The sequence below is a fragment of the Pseudomonas sp. LBUM1658 genome (genome assembly GCF_059716055.1).
Genome location: NZ_CP166798.1, coordinates 1,059,594 through 1,083,535 on the forward strand (window position 1 = coordinate 1,059,594; position 23,942 = coordinate 1,083,535).

Below are 23,942 nucleotides of genomic sequence, written 5' to 3' on the forward strand. Positions count from 1 at the left end.
CGGCGCCGTTTGCGACCGGGCATGAGTATCCTGATAAGGACTTACGTTTCCCATGTTGACCATCGCACTGTCCAAGGGCCGCATCCTCGACGACACCCTGCCGCTTCTGGCTGAAGCGGGCATTGTGCCGACCGAGAATCCGGACAAGAGCCGCAAGCTGATCATCCCCACGACCCAGGCCGATGTGCGCTTGCTGATCGTGCGTGCCACTGATGTACCGACTTATGTCGAGCATGGCGCCGCCGACCTCGGTGTAGCCGGTAAAGATGTGTTGATGGAATACGGCGGCCAGGGCCTGTACGAGCCCCTGGACCTGCGAATTGCCCTGTGCAAGCTGATGACCGCCGGCCGTGTCGGTGACGTCGAGCCCAAGGGCCGTCTGCGGGTGGCGACCAAGTTCGTCAACGTTGCCAAGCGCTACTACGCAGAACAAGGCCGTCAGGTCGACATCATCAAGCTCTACGGCTCGATGGAGCTGGCGCCGCTGATCGGCCTGGCGGACAAGATCATCGATGTGGTCGATACCGGCAACACCCTGCGCGCCAATGGCCTGGAACCTCAGGACTTCATTGCCGACATCAGCTCCCGGCTGATCGTCAACAAGGCTTCCATGAAGATGCAGCACGCCCGTATCCAGGCGCTGATCGATACCCTGCGTAAAGCGGTAGAGTCGCGACACCGCGGCTGAGCCACCCGCGCGACCCCGGTCGCGCCCATCTATCCGTGTCATAGCCAGAATTCTCAGGTGCCCACGCGGATGGCTTGGTAGTCTTGCGGCGCCTGAGCTTTTGCAAACACGGTTTGCATTCGTAAGCTTTGCCCATTTGAGCATTCGCCAATTATCGAGGCCTTCGCCATGACCGCTCCCACTGCAATTCGCCGACTCAACGCTGCTGACCCGGACTTCGCACATCATCTGGATCAACTGCTGAGCTGGGAAAGTGTGTCTGACGACTCGGTCAATCAGCGGGTGCTGGACATCATCAAGGCTGTGCGCGAGCGTGGCGATGCCGCGCTGGTGGAGTTCACCGAGCGTTTCGACGGACTGGAAGTGGCGTCCATGGCGGATCTGATCCTGCCTCGCGAGCGTCTGGAACTGGCCCTGACCCGAATCACCGCGCCCCAGCGTGAAGCCCTGGAAAAGGCCGCTTCGCGAGTTCGCAGCTATCACGAAAAACAGAAACAGGAATCCTGGAGCTACACCGAAGCCGACGGTACGGTACTGGGCCAGAAGGTCACGCCAATTGATCGCGCCGGTCTGTACGTACCGGGTGGCAAGGCGTCCTATCCGTCTTCGGTGTTGATGAACGCGATTCCGGCCAAGGTCGCGGGCGTGGCCGAAGTGGTCATGGTCGTTCCCACCCCGCGCGGTGAAATCAATGAACTGGTGCTGGCCGCGGCCTGCATCTCCGGCGTCGACCGGGTGTTCACCATCGGTGGCGCCCAGGCGGTTGCCGCGTTGGCGTACGGCACCGAAAGCGTGCCCAAGGTCGACAAAGTCGTCGGCCCGGGCAACATCTATGTGGCCACCGCCAAGCGTCACGTATTCGGCCAGGTCGGTATCGACATGATTGCCGGTCCGTCCGAGATCCTGGTGGTCTGCGACGGTCAGACCGATCCGGACTGGATCGCCATGGACCTGTTCTCCCAGGCCGAGCACGACGAAGACGCCCAGGCGATCCTGGTCAGCCCGGATGCCGGGTTCCTCGACAAGGTGGCGGCAAGCATCGCCAAACTGCTGCCGACAATGGAGCGCGCCGAAATCATCGAAACCTCGATCAATGGCCGTGGCGCGCTGATTCAGGTCCGCGACATGGAACAAGCCATCGAAGTGGCCAACCGCATTGCGCCGGAACACCTGGAATTGTCGGTCGCCGATCCGCAAGCCTGGTTGCCGCAGATCCGCCACGCCGGCGCGATCTTCATGGGCCGCCACACCAGCGAGGCGCTGGGCGATTACTGCGCAGGTCCCAACCACGTGTTGCCGACTTCCGGCACAGCGCGCTTCTCCTCGCCGCTGGGGGTGTATGACTTCCAGAAGCGCTCCTCGATCATTTTCTGCTCGGAACAGGGCGCGTCCGAACTGGGCAAGACCGCTTCAGTGCTGGCCCGCGGCGAGTCCTTGACCGCCCACGCCCGCAGCGCTGAATACCGCATCGTTGAAGAAGGGAAAAAAGCATGAGTAAATTCTGGAGTCCCTTCGTCAAGGAACTGGTGCCCTACGTGCCGGGGGAGCAGCCGAAGCTGGCAAAACTGGTCAAGCTCAACACCAATGAAAACCCTTACGGGCCGTCGCCTAAAGCCTTGGCGGCGATGCAGACCGAGTTGAACGACAACCTGCGTCTGTACCCGGATCCGAACAGCGACCGGCTCAAACAAGCCGTTGCCAAATACTACGGCGTGCAAAGCAACCAGGTGTTCCTCGGCAATGGTTCCGATGAAGTGCTGGCGCATGTCTTCCACGGTCTGCTGCAACACGATCAGCCGCTGCTGTTCCCGGACATCAGCTACAGCTTCTATCCGGTGTACTGCGGCCTGTATGGCATTGCGTTCGAGACGGTGGCACTGGATGAGCAGTTCCAGATCAACCCGGCCGACTATGCCAAACCTAACGGCGGGATCATCTTCCCTAACCCGAACGCCCCGACCGGTTGCCTGTTGGCGCTGGACGCCGTCGAGCAAATCCTCAAGGCCAGCCCGGATTCGGTAGTGGTAGTCGACGAAGCCTACATCGACTTTGGCGGTGAGACGGCGATCAGCCTGGTGGATCGTTATCCGAATCTGCTGGTGACTCAGACCTTGTCCAAGTCGCGTTCCCTGGCCGGCCTGCGGGTCGGTCTGGCGGTCGGCCATCCGGACCTGATCGAGGCGCTGGAGCGGATCAAGAACAGCTTCAACTCCTACCCGTTGGATCGCCTGGCGAATGTAGGTGCAGCTGCGGCATTTGAGGATCGGGAATACTTCGACAAGACCTGCCGGTTGGTCATCGAAAGTCGTGAGAAGCTGGTCGGGCAGTTGCAGGCCAAGGGGTTTGAAGTGCTGCCGTCGGCGGCGAACTTCATTTTCGCCCGGCATCCGCAGCACGACGCAGCTGGGCTGGCGGCCAAACTGCGCGAGCAGGGTGTGATCGTCCGGCACTTCAAACAGGAGCGGATTGCCCAGTTCCTGCGGATCAGCATCGGCACGCCGGAGCAGAACCAGGCACTGATCGACGGCCTCGGCGACCTTTAAACCGCTATCGCGAGCAAGCCCGCTCCCACAGGGTTTACGGTTGGCCACAAATTTGTGGTCAGCCCAGATCCAGTGTGGGAGCGGCGGTGCGGCGATCCGACTTGCTCACGATGGGGGCACCACCGACCCCAAGCCTTACTCGTGATGCGCCTCCCCAAGAAACGTCAGCGAACTGAAAACTCCCCGCGTCGCCACATCGGCATTGTCCTTCAGCGGAATTTCCATCTGCGCCGCAATCACGTTCAACCCCTCATTACGCACCAGCACCTGCGCCCGACCTTCGGCATCTGTCTCGGTGCTCAGGGTATTGGGTGCATTGCGATAATCGCCAATCAACTTCACCCCGGCCGCCGGCTTGCCATCGAGCAACACCCGCACCGGCAATGACTGGCCCGGCCCGACGGTAAGTGGATCAACCTCTGGCAGAATCAGCAATTTGATCTGATCAAGTCTGGGCAACTTCGCTCCCGACTGATAAATCGCCAAGCTGTATTTGAACGTTTGGGTCGACTCGACGGCCCCCGGCACTTTGCTGCGACCCTGATTAATCCATTGCTTGTCGGCGGTCTGCGACCACATGCCGTTATCCAGCGCCACCGCCAGCACCGCCGGCGGTTTCAGCGGTTGCAGGCGCCCATGGTCGACCAGGCGCCGCACGCTGACCGGGATCATCTTGCCGCCGAGGTCATAGGCCCAGGCGCCGCTGATTTTCTGCGCCTTGAAAGCATTGTCTTCGGCGCCATGGCCGTAGATGACTTCGATATTGCCGCGCCGCTGTTCGGTCCACAGGCCGTGGGCCGAGACTTGGGTGGCGAACAACAGTCCGAGTAGCGCCAGTGATTTGAGGTGTTGCATGGTGACTTCCTTTTACAGATTGAGTGTCAGGCTGACGGTGAAATTGCGCGGTTCGCCGGGGTTAACCCAGTAATTGCTGTAGGCGCGCTCGTAGTATTTCTCGTCGAACAGGTTGTTCAGGTTCAGCCCCACGGTAAGGTGATCGCTGGCCTTGTAATGGGCCAGCAGGTCGACGGTGTGATAGGCCGGCAGCTCGAAATTGCCGCCGGCTTCACCCGAACGATCGCCGACATAAGTGAGCGCAGCGCCAAGGTCCGACCCGCGTAACCGGCCCTCCTGAAACTCATAGACTCCGAGCAAACTGCCGCTGTGCCTGGCCACGCCGAGAATCCGGCTGCCGGTGGGGATGGCTTCGTCGCCTTGGGTAACCTCGGCATCGATATAGGCAAAGGCACCGATCACTCGCACGGCATTGCTGAGTTGCCCGGCGACTTGCAGGTCGAAACCCTGGCTGCGGGCCTTGCCCATGGCACGGCTGGTGTCGGTGCCCGGGTCGAGGGCCAGCACGTTTTCTTTCTCGATATGGAAGGCGGCGAGGGTGGCGCTCAGGCGGTCGTCGAACAGCTCGCTTTTGATCCCGATTTCGTAGCCCACACCTTCCTCCGGGTCGAAGGATTTTCCAGCGGCGTCCAGGCCATTGTTCGGTTTGAACGAAGTAGAGGCGTTGGCGAATAGCCCTACTTGCGGCGTCAGCTGGTAGAGCAGGCCGGCCCGCTGGGTCAGGGCGTCATGGGTTTGCCGGGTGCTGGCGTTCCTCGCGTGGTCGTCGATCTTCTGCTCGAAGTGTTCGATGCGTGCTCCGAGCATGCCCCGCAGGCGCTCGGTGAAAACGATCTGGTCTTGCAGGTTCAGCGCCTGGCTTTCAACGTGCTCGAAGAAATCCGTGCCCGAGCGTGCGCCATCGGGTTTCGGTTGGCCGTAAATCGGGTGGTAGATGTCGATGGCGTATGGGCCGCCGGCGATGCTGGTGACCCGCTCGTTCTTGCGGTAGTTCTCGTATTCGCTGCCGATCAGTAGCTCGTGCTGCCAGCTGCCGATGTCGAACAGACCGCGCAGTTCCAGCTGGGTAATGCTGTCGTGCCAATTGCTATCGCGCTCGCGGTAGCGACGATTGACGGTGTGGCCATCTGCATTCAGCGGGCGAGCCTCGGAAGCGAAGCCCTGGAGTTTGCCTTCCTTGTAATGGCTGGCCAGGCGCAGCTTCCAACTGTCGTTGAGCTGATGTTCGAGGGCGGCTTGAAGCATGTTGTTGTGGTTATCGATGTCGCCGTCATTGGGCTCGCCGAGGAAGGTCGAGCGCGATACACCGCGCCACTTGTTGTTCGGTGCGACGATGCCGCGGTCGAATGTGGAGCTGTGACGAACGAACTCGCTCTCCACCAGCAGGTTGGTGTCCGGGTTCAGTTGCCAGCTGAACGACGGCGCGACGAACACTCGTTTGCTGTCGACATGATCGCGAAAGCTGTGGTTGTCCTCCACCGCGAGGTTAACCCGGGACAGCACATCACCCTGCGCATCGAGAGGCGTGTTGACGTCGACGGCCGTGCGGTAGCGGTCCCAACTGCCAGCGCTGGTTTGCAGTGTGGTGAAGGCTTCAGGCTGTGGCTTCTTGGTGACGATGTTTACAGTGCCGCCGGGATCGCCACGGCCATATAGGCTGGCTGCCGGGCCTTTGAGCACTTCGATGCGCTCGATGCTGGCGGCATCCGGGGTAGTAGGGTAACCGCGGTTGGCGCTGAAGCCGTCCTTGTAGAACTCCGAGGTGGTGAAGCCGCGCACGCTGTACTCGTACAGGGTCAGGCCGCCGAAGTTGTTTTGTTTCGAGACGCCGCCGGCAAATTCCAGAGCGCGTTCGACACTGGTGCTGCCCAAATCATTGAGCACACTGGCGGGAATCACGCTAATGGATTGTGGAATGTCCTTGATCGCCGTGTCGGTTTTGGTCGCACTGGAGGAGCGGGTGGCGCGATAGCCCTGGACCGGGCCAGTGGGCGATTCGTGGTCGGAGGTGACGCTGATGGCGTCCAGTTCGAGGGTTTGTGGCTCTTCGGCGAACACCGGATCCCCCAGCAGGCCGAGGGCCAGTCCTGCCAGGGAGATAGTTTTGCGAGGCGTCATGACATCGTTCCAATAGCGATATTGAAACAATATAACATATCAAATAGGAATGTATGCCTTTAGCCCGGCATGCCGGGCGAGGGTTTATTCTTCTTCTTCTTTTACGGGAGTAGTTGCAGGGGGGGGTCGCAGACCAATCTCCGCGGTGAGCTTGAGCTCCTTGCCGTTGCGCATGACCTGGATGCTGACCTTGTCGGTCGGCTTGATCCGCGCCACCTGGTTCATCGAACGGCGCCCGTCGCCGGCCGGTTCGCCGTCGATGCTGAGGATCACGTCACCCAGTTGCAGGCCGGCCTTCTGCGCCGGACCGTCACGAAAGATCCCGGCTACCACGATGCCCGGACGCCCGGAGAGGCCAAAGGATTCCGCCAGTTCCTGAGTCAATGGCTGCACTTCAATGCCGAGCCAGCCACGGATGACCTGACCGTGCTCGATGATCGACTTCATCACTTCCATGGCCAGCTTGATCGGGATCGCGAAACCGATGCCCTGGGAGCCGCCGGACTTGGAGAAGATCGCCGTGTTGACCCCGGTCAGGTTGCCGTTGGCGTCCACCAGCGCCCCGCCCGAGTTGCCCGGGTTGATCGCGGCGTCGGTCTGGATGAAGTCTTCGTAGTTGTTCAGGCCCAACTGGTTACGCCCGGTGGCGCTGATAATGCCCATGGTGACGGTCTGGCCGACGCCGAACGGGTTGCCGATGGCCAGCGCGACATCGCCGATGCGGATGTTGTCGGAGCGGCCGACGGTGATCGAAGGCAAGTTCTTCAGATCGATTTTCAGCACCGCCAGGTCGGTTTCCGGGTCGCTGCCGATCACCCGGGCCAGGGTTTCGCGACCATCCTTGAGCGCCACCACGATCTGGTCGGCGCCGCTGGTGACGTGGTTGTTGGTCAGCAGGTAGCCTTCCGGGCTCATGATCACCCCCGAGCCGAGGCTGGACTCCATGCGCTTCTGCTTGGGCAGGTTATCGCCGAAGAACCGGCGGAACTGCGGATCCTCGAACAATGGATGGCTGGGTTTGTTGATGACCTTGGTGGTGTACAGGTTGACCACCGCAGGCGCGGCGATGGTCACCGCATCGGCGTAGGACACCGGGCCCTGTTGAACCTTGGTGGTTTGCGGGGCTTGTTGCATATTGACGTCAAGGCTTGGCAGCCCGACCCACTGCGGGTAACGCTGAATAATCAGCATCGCGATAAGCACGCCAGCCAACAGCGGCCAGCCAAAAAAACGCAGCGCCTTAAGCATTAAGCAAGTCCTGAGAGGTTGCAGGGGGTATGAGACCGCCCATAATGTCGCGCATTATAGAGGCGTGCGAGCGCCTCTGAACGGGATATTTAGGAGTCTTTTATGGCCGTTGCCCTGAACACCCTGGTAGAAGAAGCGGACCGCTACCTCAGCAGTTCGCGGATTGCCGATTACTGCCCCAACGGCTTGCAGGTCGAAGGCCGGCCGCAGATCATGCGCATCGTCAGCGGCGTCACCGCCAGCCAGGCGTTGCTCGACGCGGCGGTGGAGGCCAAGGCTGATCTGGTGCTGGTGCATCACGGCTATTTCTGGAAGGGCGAGAATCCGTGCATCACCGGCATGAAACAGCGCCGGCTGAAAACCTTGCTCAAGCACGACATCAGTTTGCTTTCCTATCATTTGCCCCTGGATCTGCACCCGGAAGTCGGCAACAACGTGCAGCTTGCCCGGCAGTTGGATATTACTGTCGAAGGCCCACTGGATCCGGATAACCTTAAAGTCGTCGGTTTGGTCGGCTCGCTAAGCGAACCGATGACCCCTCGGGATTTCGCCCGGCGCGTACAGGAAGTGATGGGCCGTGAGCCGCTGCTGATTGAAGGCAGCGAGATGATCCGGCGCGTCGGCTGGTGCACCGGTGGTGGCCAGGGTTATATCGATCAAGCGGTGCTGGCTGGTGTCGACCTGTACCTGAGCGGCGAAGCCTCTGAGCAGACCTTCCACAGCGCCCGGGAAAACGACATCAGCTTTATCGCCGCCGGCCACCACGCCACCGAGCGCTACGGCGTGCAGGCGCTGGGGGATTACCTGGCGCGGCGCTTTGCCCTCGAGCACATCTTCATCGATTGCCCGAATCCGATTTGATTTTCAGGGGGTCGATGCGAGCACCCTCTGTAGGAGCTGCCGCAGGCTGCGATCTTTTGATCTTTCGCTTGGGACTCAAGACTCAAGTGGGCCTGGAAAGATCGCAGCCTCGTTTCACTCGACAGCTCCTACGCAGCTCTTACGCAGTTCCTTGGGTGGGAGCCCCAAACACCCGAGTATATTCATATACTCTTTCGATCTAGCTGGCCTCCTCAATAGAAGTGGACGCTGTGCTAGCATGCCTCGCTCGAACACGGCCCGCTGGCCGTCCATAAGATCGTTTTCGTGAGTAGCTATGGTCGACAAACTGACGCATCTGAAACAGCTGGAGGCCGAAAGCATCCACATCATCCGCGAGGTCGCCGCCGAGTTCGATAACCCGGTGATGCTGTATTCCGTCGGTAAAGACTCCGCCGTAATGCTGCACCTTGCGCGCAAGGCGTTCTTCCCGGGCAAATTGCCGTTCCCGGTGATGCACGTCGACACCCAGTGGAAATTCAAGGAAATGTACAGCTTCCGCGACCGCATGGTCGAAGAACTGGGCCTGGATCTGCTGGTGCACGTCAATCCCGAGGGCGTAGCGCAGGGTATCAACCCGCTGACCCACGGCAGTGCCAAGCACACCGACATCATGAAGACCGAAGGCCTCAAGCAGGCTTTGGACAAATACGGCTTCGACGCCGCCTTCGGTGGAGCCCGTCGCGACGAAGAGAAGTCTCGCGCCAAAGAGCGCGTGTATTCCTTCCGTGACACCAAGCACCGCTGGGACCCGAAAAACCAGCGTCCCGAGTTGTGGAACGTCTACAACGGCAACGTCAACAAGGGCGAGTCGATCCGGGTCTTCCCGCTGTCGAACTGGACCGAGCTGGACATCTGGCAGTACATCTACCTCGAAGGTATCCCGATCGTTCCTCTGTATTTCGCCGCCGAACGCGACGTCATCGAGATGAACGGCACCTGGATCATGATCGACGACGAGCGCCTGCTCAATCACCTGAGCGATGAAGACAAGGCACGTATCGTCAAGAAGAAAGTCCGCTTCCGCACACTGGGCGACTACCCGTTGACCGGCGCGGTCGAGTCCGAGGCCACCAGCCTGACCGACATCATTCAGGAAATGCTCCTGACGCGAACTTCCGAACGCCAGGGCCGAGTCATCGATCACGATGGCGCCGGCTCCATGGAAGAAAAGAAACGTCAGGGTTATTTCTAATAAGCAGTTGCAAGCTTCAAGCGGCAAGCTGCAAGCGAATCAAAAGCAGGTTATCGAAATGGATTTCGAGAAATTGATGGTTTGGCAAAGAGCCAAAGCGTTAGCGGTCAACCTCTATAGGGAGATGTCTGGGTGCAGTGATCAGGCGTTTAAAAGTCAGATCACTCGTTCAGGGCTTTCGATTCCCAGCAATATTGCCGAGGGTATGGAGCGGCTCACTGCAAAAGAGAAATGTCGGTTCCTTTCGATCGCCAAGGCATCCTGTGGCGAGTTGCGGACCCAGATCATTATCGGCAGTGAAATTGGTTACATCAGAGAACCCTTGGCGACAATTTGGATTTCAGAATCTCGCGAGCTTTCAAAAATGCTGAGCGGGTTGATCAACAAAATTTCTGACTAGCTGTACGCCGACAAGCTTGCCGCTTGAAGCTTACAGCTCGGAGCTTGAATGCAATGAGCCATGCATCTGATTTGATCAGCGAGGACATCCTCGCCTATCTGGGCCAGCACGAACGCAAGGAAATGCTGCGCTTTCTTACCTGTGGCAACGTCGACGACGGCAAGAGCACGCTGATCGGGCGCCTGTTGCACGACTCCAAGATGATCTACGAAGACCATCTGGAAGCCATCACCCGCGACTCGAAAAAAGTCGGCACCACGGGCGATGATATCGACCTGGCGTTGCTGGTTGATGGTCTGCAGGCCGAGCGCGAGCAGGGCATCACCATCGATGTCGCCTACCGCTATTTCTCGACCGCCAAGCGCAAATTCATCATTGCCGATACCCCTGGCCATGAGCAGTACACCCGTAACATGGCCACCGGCGCATCGACCTGCGACCTGGCGATCATCCTGGTGGACGCTCGCTACGGCGTGCAGACCCAGACCCGTCGTCACAGCTTTATCGCCTCGCTGCTGGGCATCAAGCACATCGTCGTCGCCATCAACAAGATGGACCTCAACGGCTTCGATGAAAAAGTCTTCGAGTCGATCAAGGCCGATTACCTGAAGTTCGCCGAAGGCATCGCGTTCAAGCCGAGCACCATGGCCTTTGTTCCGATGTCGGCGCTCAAGGGCGACAACGTGGTGAACAAGAGCGAGAGTTCGCCTTGGTACACCGGTCAGTCACTGATGGAGATTCTCGAAACTGTCGAGATCGCCAACGACCGCAACTACACCGACTTGCGTTTCCCGGTGCAGTACGTCAACCGTCCGAACCTGAACTTCCGTGGCTTCGCCGGTACCCTGGCCAGCGGCATCGTGCACAAAGGCGATGAAGTCGTGGTTCTGCCGTCGGGCAAGAGCAGCCGCGTCAAGTCCATCGTCACCTTTGACGGTGAGCTGGAGCATGCCGGTCCTGGGCAGGCGGTGACGCTGACCATGGAAGACGAGATTGATATCTCCCGTGGCGACTTGCTGGTGCATGCCGATAACGTGCCGCAAGTAACCGACGCCTTCGACGCCATGTTGGTGTGGATGGCCGAAGAACCGATGCTGCCGGGCAAGAAATACGACATCAAGCGCGCTACCAGCTACGTGCCGGGTTCGATCACCAGCATCGTCAACCGCGTCGATGTGAACACTTTGGCCGAAGGTCCTGCCAGTTCGTTGCAGCTGAACGAGATCGGTCGAGTCAAGATCAGTCTCGATACGGCTATCGCCCTGGATGGTTACGCCAGCAACCGCACCACCGGTTCGTTCATCGTCATCGATCGCTTGACCAATGGCACTGTCGCAGCGGGCATGATCATCGCCCAGCCTGTGGCGCACGACAGCGTCACTCACCACGGCAAGCTGGCGCATGTCGCGGTTGAAGAGCGCGCCCAGCGTTTCGGCCAGCAACCGGCCACCGTATTGTTCAGCGGCTTGTCCGGCGCGGGCAAAAGCACACTGGCCTATGCGGTTGAACGCAAACTGTTCGACATGGGCCGCGCGGTGTTTGTACTCGATGGCCAGAACCTGCGTCATGACCTGAACAAAGGGCTGCCGAGCACTCGTGCCGGGCGTACCGAGAACTGGCGGCGTGCCGCTCACGTCGCGCGTCAGTTCAACGAAGCAGGCCTGCTGACCCTGGCCGCCTTCGTCGCACCGGACGCCGAAGGCCGCGAACAGGCCAAGGCGCTGATCGGCGGCGATCGCTTGCTGACCGTGTACGTGCAGGCTTCGCCGACGGTCTGTGCCGAACGTGATCCGCAAGGTTTGTACGCGGCGGGCGGGGATAACATCCCAGGCGACTCCTTCCCATACGACGTGCCGCTGGACGCCGACCTTGTGGTCGACACCCAGTCGCTGTCGCTGGAAGAGAGCGTCAAGCAAGTGCTGGAACTGCTGCGTAGCCGCGGCGCGATCTAAGCGTTAGCTGCAAATAAAAAACCCGTCGATGAGTGATCATCGGCGGGTTTTTTTGTGTCCTTTAGATCGCCATCGCGAGCAGGCTCGCTCCCACATGGGTTCTCTGTGTACCCAAATTCTGTGTTCACTAAAGATCAACTGTGGGAGCGAGCTTGCTCGCGATGAGGCCGGTACAGCCACCTCAAGACTTAGCATACTCCCGATGCATCTACGCCAGCAAAGCATCCGCTAATTCTGAACTGCGTATTTGTGGTCTGATTCTTCAAAACTGACAGCGTCATTAACGCTATCGGACATGGACTACAGGAGTATCGGAAACTGGTAACTGATATTTATTTGCATACGAGGGTAGTCTTCTTAGCAGATGTCTAGGGGAACTCTGAAAAAGACTTCAAAATTTGATGAAGTACTCACCTCATACGAACAGAACGATTGAGCCCCGATGCAAAAAAAACGGTGGGTACTTAAGACCTTCCCTAACTCCTGAATCCATGGAACTTGTTTCTGTCCAGCGTGGGAGAATATTGACTTAGGTTGACACTCTGGGAGCTATGGTATGCGTAAAAAAATTCTCCATCCCTTCTGGGTATGTAGCTAGTGTCTTTGAACTTGTTTTTCATTACGAATCCAAACCATCTTTACTCATATTTCACAATAACCAGCCATTGGCTTCGTGATATTAAAACAAAATACTAAAAGGACTGACGCAATGAAAATTATAGGAGATTCCTCTCATCTCAATCCCTCAAAGCGCAATAATGTCAATATGTGCAGCGCGCCACCTCGTTAGTTTTCATATTATAAATATAATAATGCGCTTGCGCGTGCTTGGTTAAACGATCAAGCCCGAATCATCGCTAAGACTTCCAATATAATTGACCATGAAAGGTCGATATCTTGTGTGCATGAACAAATGAGTTTATACCGAACCGAAGTTTTAGTCGCTCAATCTGATCGTTTAGAGGGAGAGATACTAATCGCCAGATCTTTTGCCTCTTGGGGTGTTTTTTGGATTGTAGTCGTCATCATACTCCTAACATTGGTGTTTCTTTGTACTGCTACATATGCTAAGCGCGCCAGCGCTGAAGGCATTCTAGTGTTAGGAGGTGGCGCAATTCCGATTATATCCCCAGCTGCAGGAAGGATTAAAGAAGTTCGAGTAGTTGAGGGGCAAGTTGTAAAGCAGGGCGATGTCTTGTTTGTTATATCCAGCGAGCGATTCTTAAATGATAATACTCTACTAAAGAAGGGTGAGGCATTCACGGAGCGAATGCGAGAGGCACTCACAGAGCAAATGACGTCACTTGAAACTGAGCGAGAGCAAGTCAAGCACATATTTGAGCGGGATGAGCTAGATAGAAAAAAGCAACAAGAATCAATGCAGCAAGATCTAGAGCTTGTTGATATACAAATAAAACTGAATGGCGAAAGGATGAGGCTCGCAGAAAACAGATTACGCGATTATACCGAGCTCAATAAGACTCTAGTGGTTTCAAATCAAACTGTGCAGGAACAAGCTGACGGCCTTTCGGCACTAAATATTCAGCTAATTACATATAAAAGGCAAAGAACAGAAATACAGCGCGCAATTCAGAAAGTGATAAGTGAAGCCCTCCAGGCACCAGAGCTTACAGCGATAAAGATCAATAATATTGAGCGAGAGATATCTCTACGCAAGCAAAAGGTGGCGGAGCAGCTTGCGCAGGGTGAATGGCTAGTGGTAGCACCTATAGGTGGAAAAGTCACTGCAATCACAGGAGCGAACGGACAGGCACCAACTAATCAATCTCTAGCTGTAATCCTTCCACAAGATGCCAAACTAAATGCACAGCTGTTTGTACCCTCTAGCGAAGTAGGGTTCATCGAAGTAGGGCAGGAAGTTAAACTGCGCTATCAAGCTTTCCCTTATCAGAAGTTTGGTCAGTATATAGGGTATGTTTCAGAGGCGGCAAAAAGCCCAATAGACAACAATAGCATGCCTTATATTTTCAATGCTACGAGTGCGGAGAGCAAATATAGAGTCACAGTTGAAATAGACTCGCAAACAATAATGTATAAGGGGAAAACCAAAGAATTGGTATCTGGAATGATGCTGGCTGCAGATATAAAACAGGAAGAGCGATTGTTGATAGAGTGGCTTTTAGAGCCGCTATATACGCTACGTCGACTCGAATAAGCAAGGGGGAGGTTTGCTATGTATCATTTTAAATTTGAAGTAAATAAGCAGATTTTTTTTTCTGAATTTCATGAGAAGAAATATTACCTATTAAAGAACGGAGCTCATGTCGAGAATTTCACTTGGCCTTTACTGGATAGCGCACTGTTCAGCTGGTCTCCCGATGATGGCTCTATGCTGCTGTACAAAAACGGTCGGGTCGATAGCAAGGAGTATGTAGAGACGTTTCTGGATATCACTACTCAGAGACAACGGGTGATTAAAGATGCGCTATACAAAAATCTGAAATCTGGAGCAACATTAGTACTGAATAAGATCAATAATCATATTCCAGAGATCAATGATCTCTGCAAAGAGCTTTCTCAGTTTGTTGGTGTAAAAACAAATGCAAACGGCTATGTTGCATTTGGAGGTGACGGATCATTCGGTAAACATTGGGATACCCATGACGTATTTGCTGTTCAGCTAATTGGCAAGAAATTATGGCGGATATACGCGCCTACCTTTGAAAATCCCTTGCCTCATCAGGGTAGCAAGGAATTCGTTGACGAATGCCCTTCTGTTCCGGAGATAGAAATAGTTTTAGATGAAGGAGATGTTCTGTATTTGCCGCGAGGATGGTGGCATGAAGCTTTACCTATCGAAGGAGAGGAAAGCTTTCATATCACCGTCGGCTTGTTTCCTGCAAAAGTTATGGACTATCTAATATGGGCGTGTGGTAAGTACCTACCTTTAGATAAATGCGGTCGAGAAATGCTGCATGAGGGAGTTGATAGTACTGCTGTATTAAAAATATTTGCTGAGAGAGTATCTTCAATACTTACCCAGGAAGGTACGTTGGATGAGTTCTTTGGCCTCATTAGAGAGAATGAAAGAATGGGGTCTCGGTTTCATATTTCAGATATCTCCAGACAACACTTCGCAGAAGAAAAAGTATTTACGAATGTCACTATAAACTCATCAAGGAACACTCCAACTGCAGGAGGATTTATAATTGCCAATGGTATAAAGCTAAAGCTGGACGCTGCCACCGAGCAGTTAATAACAGAATTGATAGTCCTCGATCGTTCAACGGAGTCCAGTGATTTGATGGTGAAAAAGGTTCTAAGTTCTACTGAAGAAAATATACTAAAAAAGCTATCGGAATTAGATGTGATTGAGGTGTACTGAACGCAACTAATACAACGCGACCCTAATTTATTTAGGGAGCTGATTACCATTAATAGGGCAGATGCAATATGCGAGAATTATCCATGTCAGAAATGGACGGTGTAAGTGGTGGTATGCAATTTGATGAAGCAGGGTTTGGTGTGGTGCTTGTTGGTGCTGGATACACGATTCTTTCTGTGACCCCTGTCGGTGTAGTCGTCGCTGGAGTTGGATTGGTCTTGGGATTTGCTGGTGGATTCTTTATTGGTGACGGCTTGGTTAATAACGGTAAGTACGCTCGGGAACTGGATGAGGCATTCGAAGCTGACTCGCAATAATAATTTTTAAGTAAGCTTCTTTAACCCAAGCGTATCAGATAGCTAGGGAGGATTTCCATTGTAAACCTCCAAAATCGCAAAAAAAATAGGTATCCGTGGGATGAGACAGCAGATGTTTGTATTTTTAACGTGCCTACTTGTAATAGTTATTGTAGCGATTTTCACAAGGAGGAGATTTCTACGACCATCTCCCCCAACAAGAAGAGAGGTTAATGTAATTGTCGCGTTTTATTCGGCAATATTTATTGTGTTGTGCTACGGAGTTTCGTCTTTCAAGGAGTATCTATGCGTCGCTTAACGCTATGTTGATAGCAAGCTATCACACACAAAATATATAAAAGCAAAAAAACCGTGCAACCCTTCTTTGGATAAAATCCAGGTTGCATGGTTTCTCTCTTTGATCTATATGCGCTTACGAATGTCGCTAGAGGCAATAGTATAATGTATTTACAAAGCACCATTACCGAGTGCGGACTATGTTGTCTCGGCTATATATCTGAAAAATATGGTTCGGCGTTCGAAATGAGTGAGCTCAGAACTAGATTTGCTATCTCATTGCAAGGTTCGACACTCCCTGAATTAGTGCGTATCGCCGCAACACTTGGGTTAGCCGCTCGTCCATTAAGGTTAGAGCTAGAAGAGTTATCTAGCTTACAGACCCCCTGCATTCTCCACTGGGAAATGAGCCATTTTGTTGTGCTTTTAGGCACCACGCGAAAGGGAATACGAATTTTCGATCCGGCAAAAGGAGAGAAATCGTTAACTTACGTACAAGTCAGTTCAAAATTCACAGGGGTGGCGATTGAACTTAGACCATCACACGAGTTTAGCGCGCAGAAACCTCGCCCGCCTATTTCAGTCAAATCTCTTATCGGTAAAATATCTGGCCTTCGTCGTAGCTTAGTGCAGATGGCGGTGCTAGCGATTGCTTTGCAGATATTTTCTCTTTTATCGCCAATGATTATTCAATGGGTTGTAGATGGTGCAATAGTTTCCGGAGATAAGGGCTTTTTAACTATCCTATGTATAGGTTTTATTCTGATATCAATAATAAGGATAGGATTGGAGGCCTTAAGAAGCTGGTTGTCAGTGGTTTTGTCATTACAGTTTCACCTTCAGTGGGCTGGCCGTATAACCGGACATCTACTAAAGCTCCCCTTAAACTGGTTTGAATTGCGGCATGTCGGAGATGTTGTTTCCCGATTTGACTCGATGAAGAGCATACAGCAGACGCTTACAGGGAAAATAGTTGATATTTTTCTAGATGCGGCTTTTGGTTTGACCATCATCGCAGTAATGTTCATTTACAGCCCTCAGCTTAGCGCAATAGTGCTGTTTGCTGTAGTGTTGTATGCATTAATAAGAATTTTGCCACACGGTCGATTTCATCAGCTTAATGATGAGTCTCTCGTTCACGAAGCGAAAGCGAATTCGCATTTTCTAGAAAGTGTTCGCGCGGTCCAAACCGTTAAGCTAAGTGGCCTGGAAGATCAGCGTAGATCAAGATGGCTTAACCTATTTGTTGATGGTGCAAACCGACGTGTCCTATCGCAGAAAATGAGTATCGGGTTTTCCGCTGGATACGGGATTGTCTTTGCTATGGAGTCCATTGCAGTATTGGGCTATGGAGCTTACATGGCTATTGATGGTGTTTTGACCGTAGGCATGCTTATGGCTTTTACAGCCTACAAAGATGATTTTTCATCGCGTATGCAGCGCCTGATAGATAATGTAATGGCGTTGAAAATGTTGAGTCTGCACGTAGAGCGTTTAGCTGACATAGTATTAACAGCGCCTGAAAAATTAGAAACCGGGCAGGGAGCAGATCGTTCGCTAAAGCATGTTATTGATCGTCTTGTTGAAATAGAATTTAGAAATATTGGTTATCGTTATGGAGCTGACTCGCCTTGGGTGTTAAAAGAATTAATCTTTACAATAAATGCTGGGGAACATGTAGCGATCATTGGCCCGTCAGGATGTGGTAAAACCACGCTTGCTAAAATTCTACTTGGATTGCTCCCTCCTACAGAAGGTGAGATCTTTATAAATGGAGTGCCATTGACGTTAGTTGGATTGGGTGCTTGGAGAAAAATTACTGGCGCTGTAATGCAAGAGGATCTTTTGTTTTCTGGATCTCTGCAGGACAATATAGCTAAATTTAGTGACGTCATTGATGTTGCGAAAATCGAGCGGTCGGCTCGCCTTTCTGCAGTTCACAGTGAAATCGTGAAGATGCCGATGGGTTATCTAACTTTGGTTGGAGATATGGGGAGCAGTTTGTCCGGTGGGCAGAAACAGCGAGTTTTACTAGCTAGAGCTCTTTATAGCTCTCCTAGCGTGCTTGTGCTTGATGAAGCAACTAGTCATTTAGATATTGAGCGGGAACGGTTAGTCAATGAGGCGATATGCTGCCTAAAAATAACGAGGATCGCAATAGCACATAGACCTGAAACGATTGCGATGGCTGACCGAATTATTGATATGACTTCCGCAAGCTCAGAATTTAAGTTCAGGATTTCTTGAGTCGCCTGGTGAGAGTAAGGAAATGTCAAGTTTAAGGGTTACTAAGTTTTCATTTGTCCTTCCCTCCGTTTTATTTATTTTGTTGGTCTTGCGTATTTCACCGTCCTATGGAGGCGAACTCATGGAGCTGTACTATCTTGCTTTAACTAGTGATGCTCAACTGCGTAGTGATCATGCGGCTTACAGGAGCTCCAAAGAGCTTGTCAAGATCGGTCGGGCTGTTCTTTTCCCTAAAATTGACACGCTTTCCACCTTTTCACACGAAAAAAATGAAACCTTTTATCAAAGCGCAAACTTTGCCAAAAGTTCAAATGAGAGAAAAGATAGTCATGGTCTAAGTTTGTCTCAAAAAATCATAGATGTTCCTGCCTGGTACAACTTTAAAAGAACGTCAACGTTAAGTGACAAAGGTAAGCTTGATTATGATGTAGCCCAGTTGTATATGATCGTTAGGGTCGTTCAAAGCTATCTATCTACTTTAAAGTCAGAGTCGCAGCTTCAACTTTATCTCGAAGAGCAAGCTGCCTATGCGGAATATCTTAACTTGGCAAAGCGGCGGCTAGCTTCTGGCGTAGCCTCAATCATAGATGTACATGAGGCGGAGGCAGCTTATAATTTATCCGAGGCGACAACTGTTAGTGCAAGAAATAATTTGGTTATATCCAATGCGCAGGTCAAGGTTATAACCGGAGAGGTTTTCAATAGCCGTCAGAAAATATCTGACGACTTACCAGTGGTTTTGCCAATGCCACGTAACAGTGATGAATGGGTGCGCATTTCACTAGAAAACAATCCGAGGTTGAAATCAAAAGCTCTGAATACTGCGTCTTTATACTTTGCTTCAAGGGGTGCATTGTTTGAGCACTTACCTAAGGTAAGCGGCCATCTGGGATATAGAGAAAGCAACAGTAAAAACTCTAGCAGATTTCAAAATAGTGAACTTGACATAACTGGAGCTATAGCCTCTTTAAGTGTTTCTATCCCTATATATGCTGGAGGAGGAACGTCTGCAGTTTCGCGCAGGGCAAATGAAGATTTCTCTCAAGCGGCAGAACTAGAAAGCTTGATGCGTCGTGAGCTTGCTACAAGTGTAGCAACCGTATTTTCAGCAGTTGCTTTTGATGCCGAAAGTATTAGAACCTACAAGCGTGCTATTCACTCGAACGAAAAAGGACTCAGGGCAACAGTGGCAGGCTACAAGATAGGCGCAAGAAATTTTTCTGATGTGTTAATTTCACAGCGTTTGCTCTTTCAGGCGAAAAGGGAAAAGTTAAACTCGGTATACAGCTATGTTTTCAACACTGTTTTATTGAAGGAGGCCTCCGGAACGCTCTCTGTCGCCGATGTTAGTTATATCGATAGTTGGTTGGTTGATAAATAGCTGTAGAGCTAGTGTGCTGTCTCATAAATAAATAATCCATCGCCGTGAACAAGGTGACGGTGCCGTGGCGAATATAATCGTGTGATTGCGTGCGAATACCGACCAAACGGGCTATTTCGACTCGGGAGTGGCCTTGGGCAGCCAACAAAATCACCCGTGCAGACGACCGTCACGCTGGTTGATAGTGGCGGACCTGATGCGGCGACTGAGTTCGGCGTGCTCCTCTGTAGTGAGGGCAATATCTTGGGAGTTCACGGACATGCCTCCGCTGAGTGATGGCATAGAAAGCATAGCCGATCATGCGGAAACTTTATTTTCGAGACAGTACACTAGTGGGCTCCTCTAAAAACCAAAATCCGAGTCATCCTGAGCGACAAAACGCGCCCGCGCGCAGCCAGATCATCAGCTTGACTCGAAAATAACCCGGGCGGCCGCGAAAGCTGAGTGCAACACCTCACTCTCCGGTTAGGTGTCGCCATGTATTAAACCGAACTCAGCATCGAAGAACGCGCCACGATTCAGATTGGCTAATACACCAAAATAGCCCGCTCTCCACAGGAGATTAGCGTTTGCCGGGATACTCCCGACGCATCTGCGCCAGCAATGCATCCTTGTTTTCCCACAGCACATTGATCCACTGCTGAAACTCCAGGCGGTATTGATCGTCCTGGTCGTAGTTCTTACCGATGAACTGTGGGGGAATCCGCACCTCTTCGAAATGCACCACCACCTCGTCCAGCTTGCCACACAGCAAATCCCAATACCCCAGGCGTCCGGCCGGGTAATGGATGGTGACGTTGACGATCGACTCCAGCTGCTCACCCATGGCATCCAGCACAAACGCGATACCACCGGCCTTGGCTTTAAGCAGGTAGCGGAACGGGGAACTCTGCTGCGCGTGTTTACCTTCGGTGAAGCGCGTGCCTTCAACGAAGTTGAATATCCCCACCGGGTTATTGCGGAACTTGTCGCAAGTCTTGCGGGTGGTTTCCAGGTCCTTGCCTTTCTTCTCCGGGTGCCTGGCCAGATAGGCCTTGGAGTAGCGCTTCATGAACGGAAAGCCCAGCGCCCACCAGGCCAGACCAATCACCGGGACCCAGATCAGCTCCTGCTTGAGGAAGAACTTCAATGGTCGGATACGCCGGTTCAGCACGTACTGCAGCACCATGATGTCGACCCAGCTCTGGTGGTTGCTGGTGATCAGGTACGAATGCTGATAGTCCAGACCTTCGAGCCCGCTGAGCTTCCAGCGTGTGTGCCCGAGCAAGTCCATCCAGGCCTTGTTGTTGCTGATCCAGGCTTCGTGGATATGGCCCATCAGCCAGTCGGTAAAGCGTTGGGCGGCAGGGAAGGGCAACAGCAGTTTGAAGATCGCCACCACGAACAGTGGCGTACAGCAAAGGATCGTATTCAGCGCCAACAACAGCGAGGCGATCACGCCGCGCACGGGTGCAGGGAGAGAATCCAGCATTTAAACTTCCATTGGTCGATTGGCGGCTTGAATCGCGGTCAGGGCGATGGTGTAGACGATGTCGTCGACTTGCGCGCCGCGCGGCAGGTCGTTCACCGGCTTGCGCAGGCCTTGCAGCATCGGTCCGAGGCTGACGCAATCGGCGCTGCGCTGCACGGCCTTGTGGGTGGTGTTGCCGGTGTTCAGGTCGGGAAACACAAACACCGTGGCTCGGCCTGCGACCTGGCTGTTGGGCGCCAGTTGCCGGGCGACGGTTTCATTGGCTGCTGCGTCGTACTGCAACGGGCCGTCGATCAGCAGCGAGTTTTGTGCTTCATGGGCCAGCAAGGTGGCTTCGCGGACTTTCTCGACTTCTTCGCCGCTGGCCGATTCGCCGCTGGAATAGCTGATCATTGCCACCCGTGGGGTGATACCAAATGCCGCCGCCGAGTCGGCGCTTTGCAGGGCGATTTCGGCCAGTTCAGTGGCGCTTGGATGCGGGTTCATCACGCAATCGCCGTAGACCAGCACTTGCTCGGGGAACAGCATGAAAAACACCGACGAGACCAGGGTGCAGCCGGGTGCGGTCTTGATCAGCTGCAGGGCCGGGCGGATGGTGTTGGCGGTGGAATGAATGACTCCTGAGACCAGGCCGTCCACTTCATCCAGCGCCAGCATCATGGTGCCGATCACCACGGTGTCTTCCAGTTGTTGCTCGGCCATCGGCGCGTTGAGACTTTTGGTTTTGCGCAGGGCCACCATCGGTTCGACATAGCGTCCGCGAATCAGGTCCGGATCGAGAATTTCCAGGCCTTCGGGTAGCTCGATGCCTTGGGCGCGGGCCACCGCTTGTACATCGTCGGGCTTGGCCAGCAGCACGCAACGGGCAATGCCGCGGGCCTGACAGATGGCTGCGGCCTGAACCGTCAGTGGGTCGCTGCCTTCTGGCAGGACAATGCGTTTGTTGGCGGCCTGGGCGCGCTGGATCAGCTGATAACGGAACACCGCCGGGGTCAGGCGCATTTCCCGTGGCGTGCCGCAGCGCTGATGCAGCCATTTCGCATCCAGATGACCGGCGACGAAGTCGGTGATGATTTCCGCGCGCTCGCGGTCATCGATGGGGATTTCCTTGTTCAACCCGTTCAGCTGATTGGCGGTGTCGTAGGAACCGGTGCTCACCGATAGTACCGGCAGGCCGGCCTGCAAGGCGCCCCGGCACAGATCCATTATCTGTGGGTCGGGCAGGGTATCACTGGTCAGCAGCAGGCCGGCCAGCGGCACGCCATTTATGGCTGCGAGGCTGACGGCGAGGATGATGTCGTCGCGATCCCCCGGGGTAACCACCAGTACGCCGGGCTTGAGCAGCTCGACCGTGTTGCGCATGGTCCGGGCGCAGATGATGATTTTGCTCATGCGCCGGGTTTCGTAGTCACCGGGGTTGAGCACCTGGGCGCCAAGCAGGTCGGCCACATCACGGGTGCGCGGGGCGTTCAGTTCCGGCCGGAAGGGGATGCAGCCGAGCAGACGGAAGTCGCCGCTGCGCAGCAATGGCGAGTGTTCTTTCAGGCGCGCGGCGAAGGCCTCCATGCTTTCATCGGTGCGGACCTTGTTCAGGATCACGCCGAGGACTTTCGGGTCCTTTGGCCCGCCGAACAACTGGGCTTGCAACTCGACTCGTCCAGACAGTTCGGTGAGCACTTCGTTTTCCGGCGCGGACACCAGGATCACCTCGGCATCCAGGCTTTTCGCCAGGTGCAGGTTGACCCGCGCGGCATAGCTGGCGCTGCGGGTCGGGACCATGCCTTCGACAATCAGCACGTCTTTGCCGATGGCCGCTTCCTGGTACAGGGTAATGATTTCTTCCAGCAACTCATCGAGCTGGCCATCACCGAGCATCCGTTCGACATGGGCCAGGACCAGCGGTTTTGGTGGTTTCAAGCCATGGGTACGGGCCACCAGTTCAGTCGAACGCTCAGGCCCCAGGTCGCCAGGATGCGGCTGGGCAATGGGTTTGAAAAAGCCGACTTTCAGCCCGGCCCGTTCAAGGGTACGTACCAGCCCGAGGCTGATGGAGGTCAGACCCACACCAAAATCGGTGGGCGCGATAAAAAAAGTCTGCATGCGAGATTCTCGGAATGTGCGCAAGGGTGAGGCCTATGGCTGGCCATCTACCGGATATCAATCGCTAAGGTTATCGCTATCCGGGCCTTGAGCACACCAACCGCAGGCAAAGGGCTGACCTATTTTTTTCTGACGTTGCACAGGATCCGTGACCCAGGCCCGGGATTGCCACGGTGGCTGGTGGCGCAGGTGTTGGGTATGGCCGCAGGAAAGCTCGGCAACCCAGTGTCCTTCTTCATCTTGACGAAAGCCTGTGACGGTCGAGCCTTTCGCAGGGACCCGTCCGTCCGGGTTGTGTTCGCTTTCGGGCGTTTGCTTCGCTAAACTTGACCATTCTTCATTCTTTTGCAAAAGGTCTCGCCCCCATGCTGATCGCCGCCAATAAGGCTGTCTCCATCGACTATACCCTGACCAACGACGCTGGTGAGGTCATCGACAGCTCCGCCGGCGGCGCGCCGCTGGTCTACCTGCAAGGCGCAGGTAACATCATTCCGGGCCTGGAGAAGGCTCTGGAAGGCAAGACAGTCGGTGATGAACTGACGGTGGCCGTAGAACCTGAAGAGGCCTACGGCGAATACTCTGCCGAATTGGTCAGCACCCTGAGTCGCAGCATGTTCGAAGGCGTCGACGAACTGGAAGTGGGCATGCAGTTCCACGCATCCGCTCCGGACGGCCAAATGCAGATCGTCACCATCCGCGATCTGGAAGGCGACGACGTTACCGTCGACGGCAACCACCCGTTGGCTGGCCAGCGTTTGAACTTCCAGGTCAAAATCGTTGATATCCGCGAGGCCAGCCAGGAAGAAATCGCCCATGGTCACGTCCATGGCGAAGGTGGTCACCACCACTGATTTTCTGCGCTAAGCTCAGAAAACTTGAGAGGCGCCTGAGGGCGCCTTTTTAGTCCGCGGCTGTTCCTGACTGCA

18 protein-coding genes and 2 pseudogenes are annotated in these 23,942 nt (G+C 54.3%); 13 read left to right on the top strand and 7 right to left on the bottom strand.

Going from position 1 to position 23,942, the window contains the following annotated elements; genetic code table 11:
• The first annotated feature begins 52 nt into the window (after positions 1–52).
• The 3 genes from hisG (at position 53) to hisC (ending at position 3,231) form a co-directional block, all read left to right on the top strand.
• Positions 53–688 carry an ATP phosphoribosyltransferase gene (gene hisG, locus ACA064_RS04845; protein WP_007901570.1) on the top strand — a complete coding sequence of 212 codons (636 nt, stop codon included), beginning with the start codon at positions 53–55 and terminating at the stop codon, positions 686–688.
• 168 nt (positions 689–856) lie between these two features.
• The gene (gene hisD, locus ACA064_RS04850) at positions 857–2,182 is read left to right on the top strand and encodes a histidinol dehydrogenase (RefSeq protein ID WP_497672354.1); all 1,326 of its coding nucleotides are present in this window, start codon (positions 857–859) and stop codon (positions 2,180–2,182) included.
• The gene (gene hisC, locus ACA064_RS04855) at positions 2,179–3,231 is read left to right on the top strand and encodes a histidinol-phosphate transaminase (protein ID WP_497672355.1); all 1,053 of its coding nucleotides are present in this window, start codon (positions 2,179–2,181) and stop codon (positions 3,229–3,231) included. Before hisD ends, hisC begins: the two co-directional genes overlap by 4 nt.
• 135 nt (positions 3,232–3,366) lie before the next feature.
• Here hisC and ACA064_RS04860 read toward each other — a convergent pair whose 3' ends face one another.
• The 3 genes from ACA064_RS04860 to algW all read right to left on the bottom strand — a co-directional run bounded on the left by ACA064_RS04860 (position 3,367) and on the right by algW (position 7,452).
• Positions 3,367–4,086, bottom strand: a complete 720-nt coding sequence (locus ACA064_RS04860) for a DUF4198 domain-containing protein (RefSeq protein WP_497672356.1) — start codon at positions 4,084–4,086, stop codon at positions 3,367–3,369.
• Between the two features lie 12 nt (positions 4,087–4,098).
• A complete protein-coding gene (locus ACA064_RS04865; RefSeq protein ID WP_497672357.1) occupies positions 4,099–6,204 on the bottom strand; it encodes a TonB-dependent siderophore receptor in 2,106 nt (701 codons plus the stop codon).
• Positions 6,205–6,288: 84 nt separating this feature from the next.
• Positions 6,289–7,452, bottom strand: coding sequence for a Do family serine endopeptidase AlgW (gene algW, locus ACA064_RS04870; protein WP_497672358.1), 1,164 nt, complete (start codon positions 7,450–7,452; stop codon positions 6,289–6,291).
• A 102-nt stretch (positions 7,453–7,554) separates the two neighbouring features.
• Between algW and ACA064_RS04875 the strand changes: the two genes are divergently transcribed.
• The 9 genes from ACA064_RS04875 to ACA064_RS04915 all read left to right on the top strand — a co-directional run bounded on the left by ACA064_RS04875 (position 7,555) and on the right by ACA064_RS04915 (position 19,445).
• The gene (locus tag ACA064_RS04875) at positions 7,555–8,313 is read left to right on the top strand and encodes a Nif3-like dinuclear metal center hexameric protein (RefSeq protein WP_497672359.1); all 759 of its coding nucleotides are present in this window, start codon (positions 7,555–7,557) and stop codon (positions 8,311–8,313) included.
• A 295-nt stretch (positions 8,314–8,608) separates the two neighbouring features.
• Positions 8,609–9,526, top strand: a complete 918-nt coding sequence (gene cysD / locus ACA064_RS04880; RefSeq protein WP_497672360.1) for a sulfate adenylyltransferase subunit CysD — start codon at positions 8,609–8,611, stop codon at positions 9,524–9,526.
• Positions 9,527–9,584: 58 nt separating this feature from the next.
• The gene (locus tag ACA064_RS04885; protein ID WP_497672361.1) at positions 9,585–9,926 is read left to right on the top strand and encodes a four helix bundle protein; all 342 of its coding nucleotides are present in this window, start codon (positions 9,585–9,587) and stop codon (positions 9,924–9,926) included.
• A 53-nt stretch (positions 9,927–9,979) separates the two neighbouring features.
• Positions 9,980–11,878 carry a sulfate adenylyltransferase subunit CysN gene (gene cysN, locus ACA064_RS04890; protein WP_497672362.1) on the top strand — a complete coding sequence of 633 codons (1,899 nt, stop codon included), beginning with the start codon at positions 9,980–9,982 and terminating at the stop codon, positions 11,876–11,878.
• 901 nt (positions 11,879–12,779) lie between these two features.
• Entirely contained in the window at positions 12,780–14,054 is a 1,275-nt protein-coding gene (locus ACA064_RS04895; protein ID WP_497672363.1) for an HlyD family secretion protein, read from the top strand.
• An 18-nt stretch (positions 14,055–14,072) separates the two neighbouring features.
• Positions 14,073–15,224, top strand: a complete 1,152-nt coding sequence (locus ACA064_RS04900) for a cupin domain-containing protein (protein ID WP_497672364.1) — start codon at positions 14,073–14,075, stop codon at positions 15,222–15,224.
• 83 nt (positions 15,225–15,307) lie between these two features.
• Positions 15,308–15,541: a hypothetical protein gene (locus ACA064_RS04905; RefSeq protein WP_497672365.1), complete on the top strand. Its 234-nt coding sequence runs from the start codon at positions 15,308–15,310 to the stop codon at positions 15,539–15,541.
• A 441-nt stretch (positions 15,542–15,982) separates the two neighbouring features.
• Positions 15,983–18,064: a peptidase domain-containing ABC transporter gene (locus tag ACA064_RS04910; protein WP_497672366.1), complete on the top strand. Its 2,082-nt coding sequence runs from the start codon at positions 15,983–15,985 to the stop codon at positions 18,062–18,064.
• Between the two features lie 121 nt (positions 18,065–18,185).
• Positions 18,186–19,445, top strand: a complete 1,260-nt coding sequence (locus tag ACA064_RS04915) for a TolC family outer membrane protein (RefSeq protein WP_497672367.1) — start codon at positions 18,186–18,188, stop codon at positions 19,443–19,445.
• A gap of 82 nt (positions 19,446–19,527) precedes the next feature.
• Here ACA064_RS04915 and ACA064_RS04920 read toward each other — a convergent pair.
• The 4 genes and pseudogenes from ACA064_RS04920 to ACA064_RS04935 form a co-directional block, all read right to left on the bottom strand.
• Positions 19,528–19,700, bottom strand: a pseudogene (locus ACA064_RS04920) (IS630 family transposase); the annotation flags it as partial.
• A 307-nt stretch (positions 19,701–20,007) separates the two neighbouring features.
• Positions 20,008–20,916 carry a 1-acylglycerol-3-phosphate O-acyltransferase, YihG family gene (yihG, locus tag ACA064_RS04925; protein WP_497672368.1) on the bottom strand — a complete coding sequence of 303 codons (909 nt, stop codon included), beginning with the start codon at positions 20,914–20,916 and terminating at the stop codon, positions 20,008–20,010.
• Entirely contained in the window at positions 20,917–23,016 is a 2,100-nt protein-coding gene (pta, locus tag ACA064_RS04930; protein ID WP_497672369.1) for a phosphate acetyltransferase, read from the bottom strand.
• 57 nt (positions 23,017–23,073) lie between these two features.
• Positions 23,074–23,413, bottom strand: a pseudogene (locus ACA064_RS04935) (DUF3565 domain-containing protein).
• On the opposite strand from ACA064_RS04935, the gene ACA064_RS04940 reads away from it, so the two are divergent.
• On the top strand, positions 23,382–23,867 hold the full coding sequence (locus tag ACA064_RS04940; RefSeq protein ID WP_497672370.1) for an FKBP-type peptidyl-prolyl cis-trans isomerase: 486 nt from the start codon (positions 23,382–23,384) through the stop codon (positions 23,865–23,867). The pseudogene ACA064_RS04935 and the gene ACA064_RS04940 sit on opposite strands and share 32 nt — an antisense overlap.
• Positions 23,868–23,942: the final 75 nt, after the last annotated feature.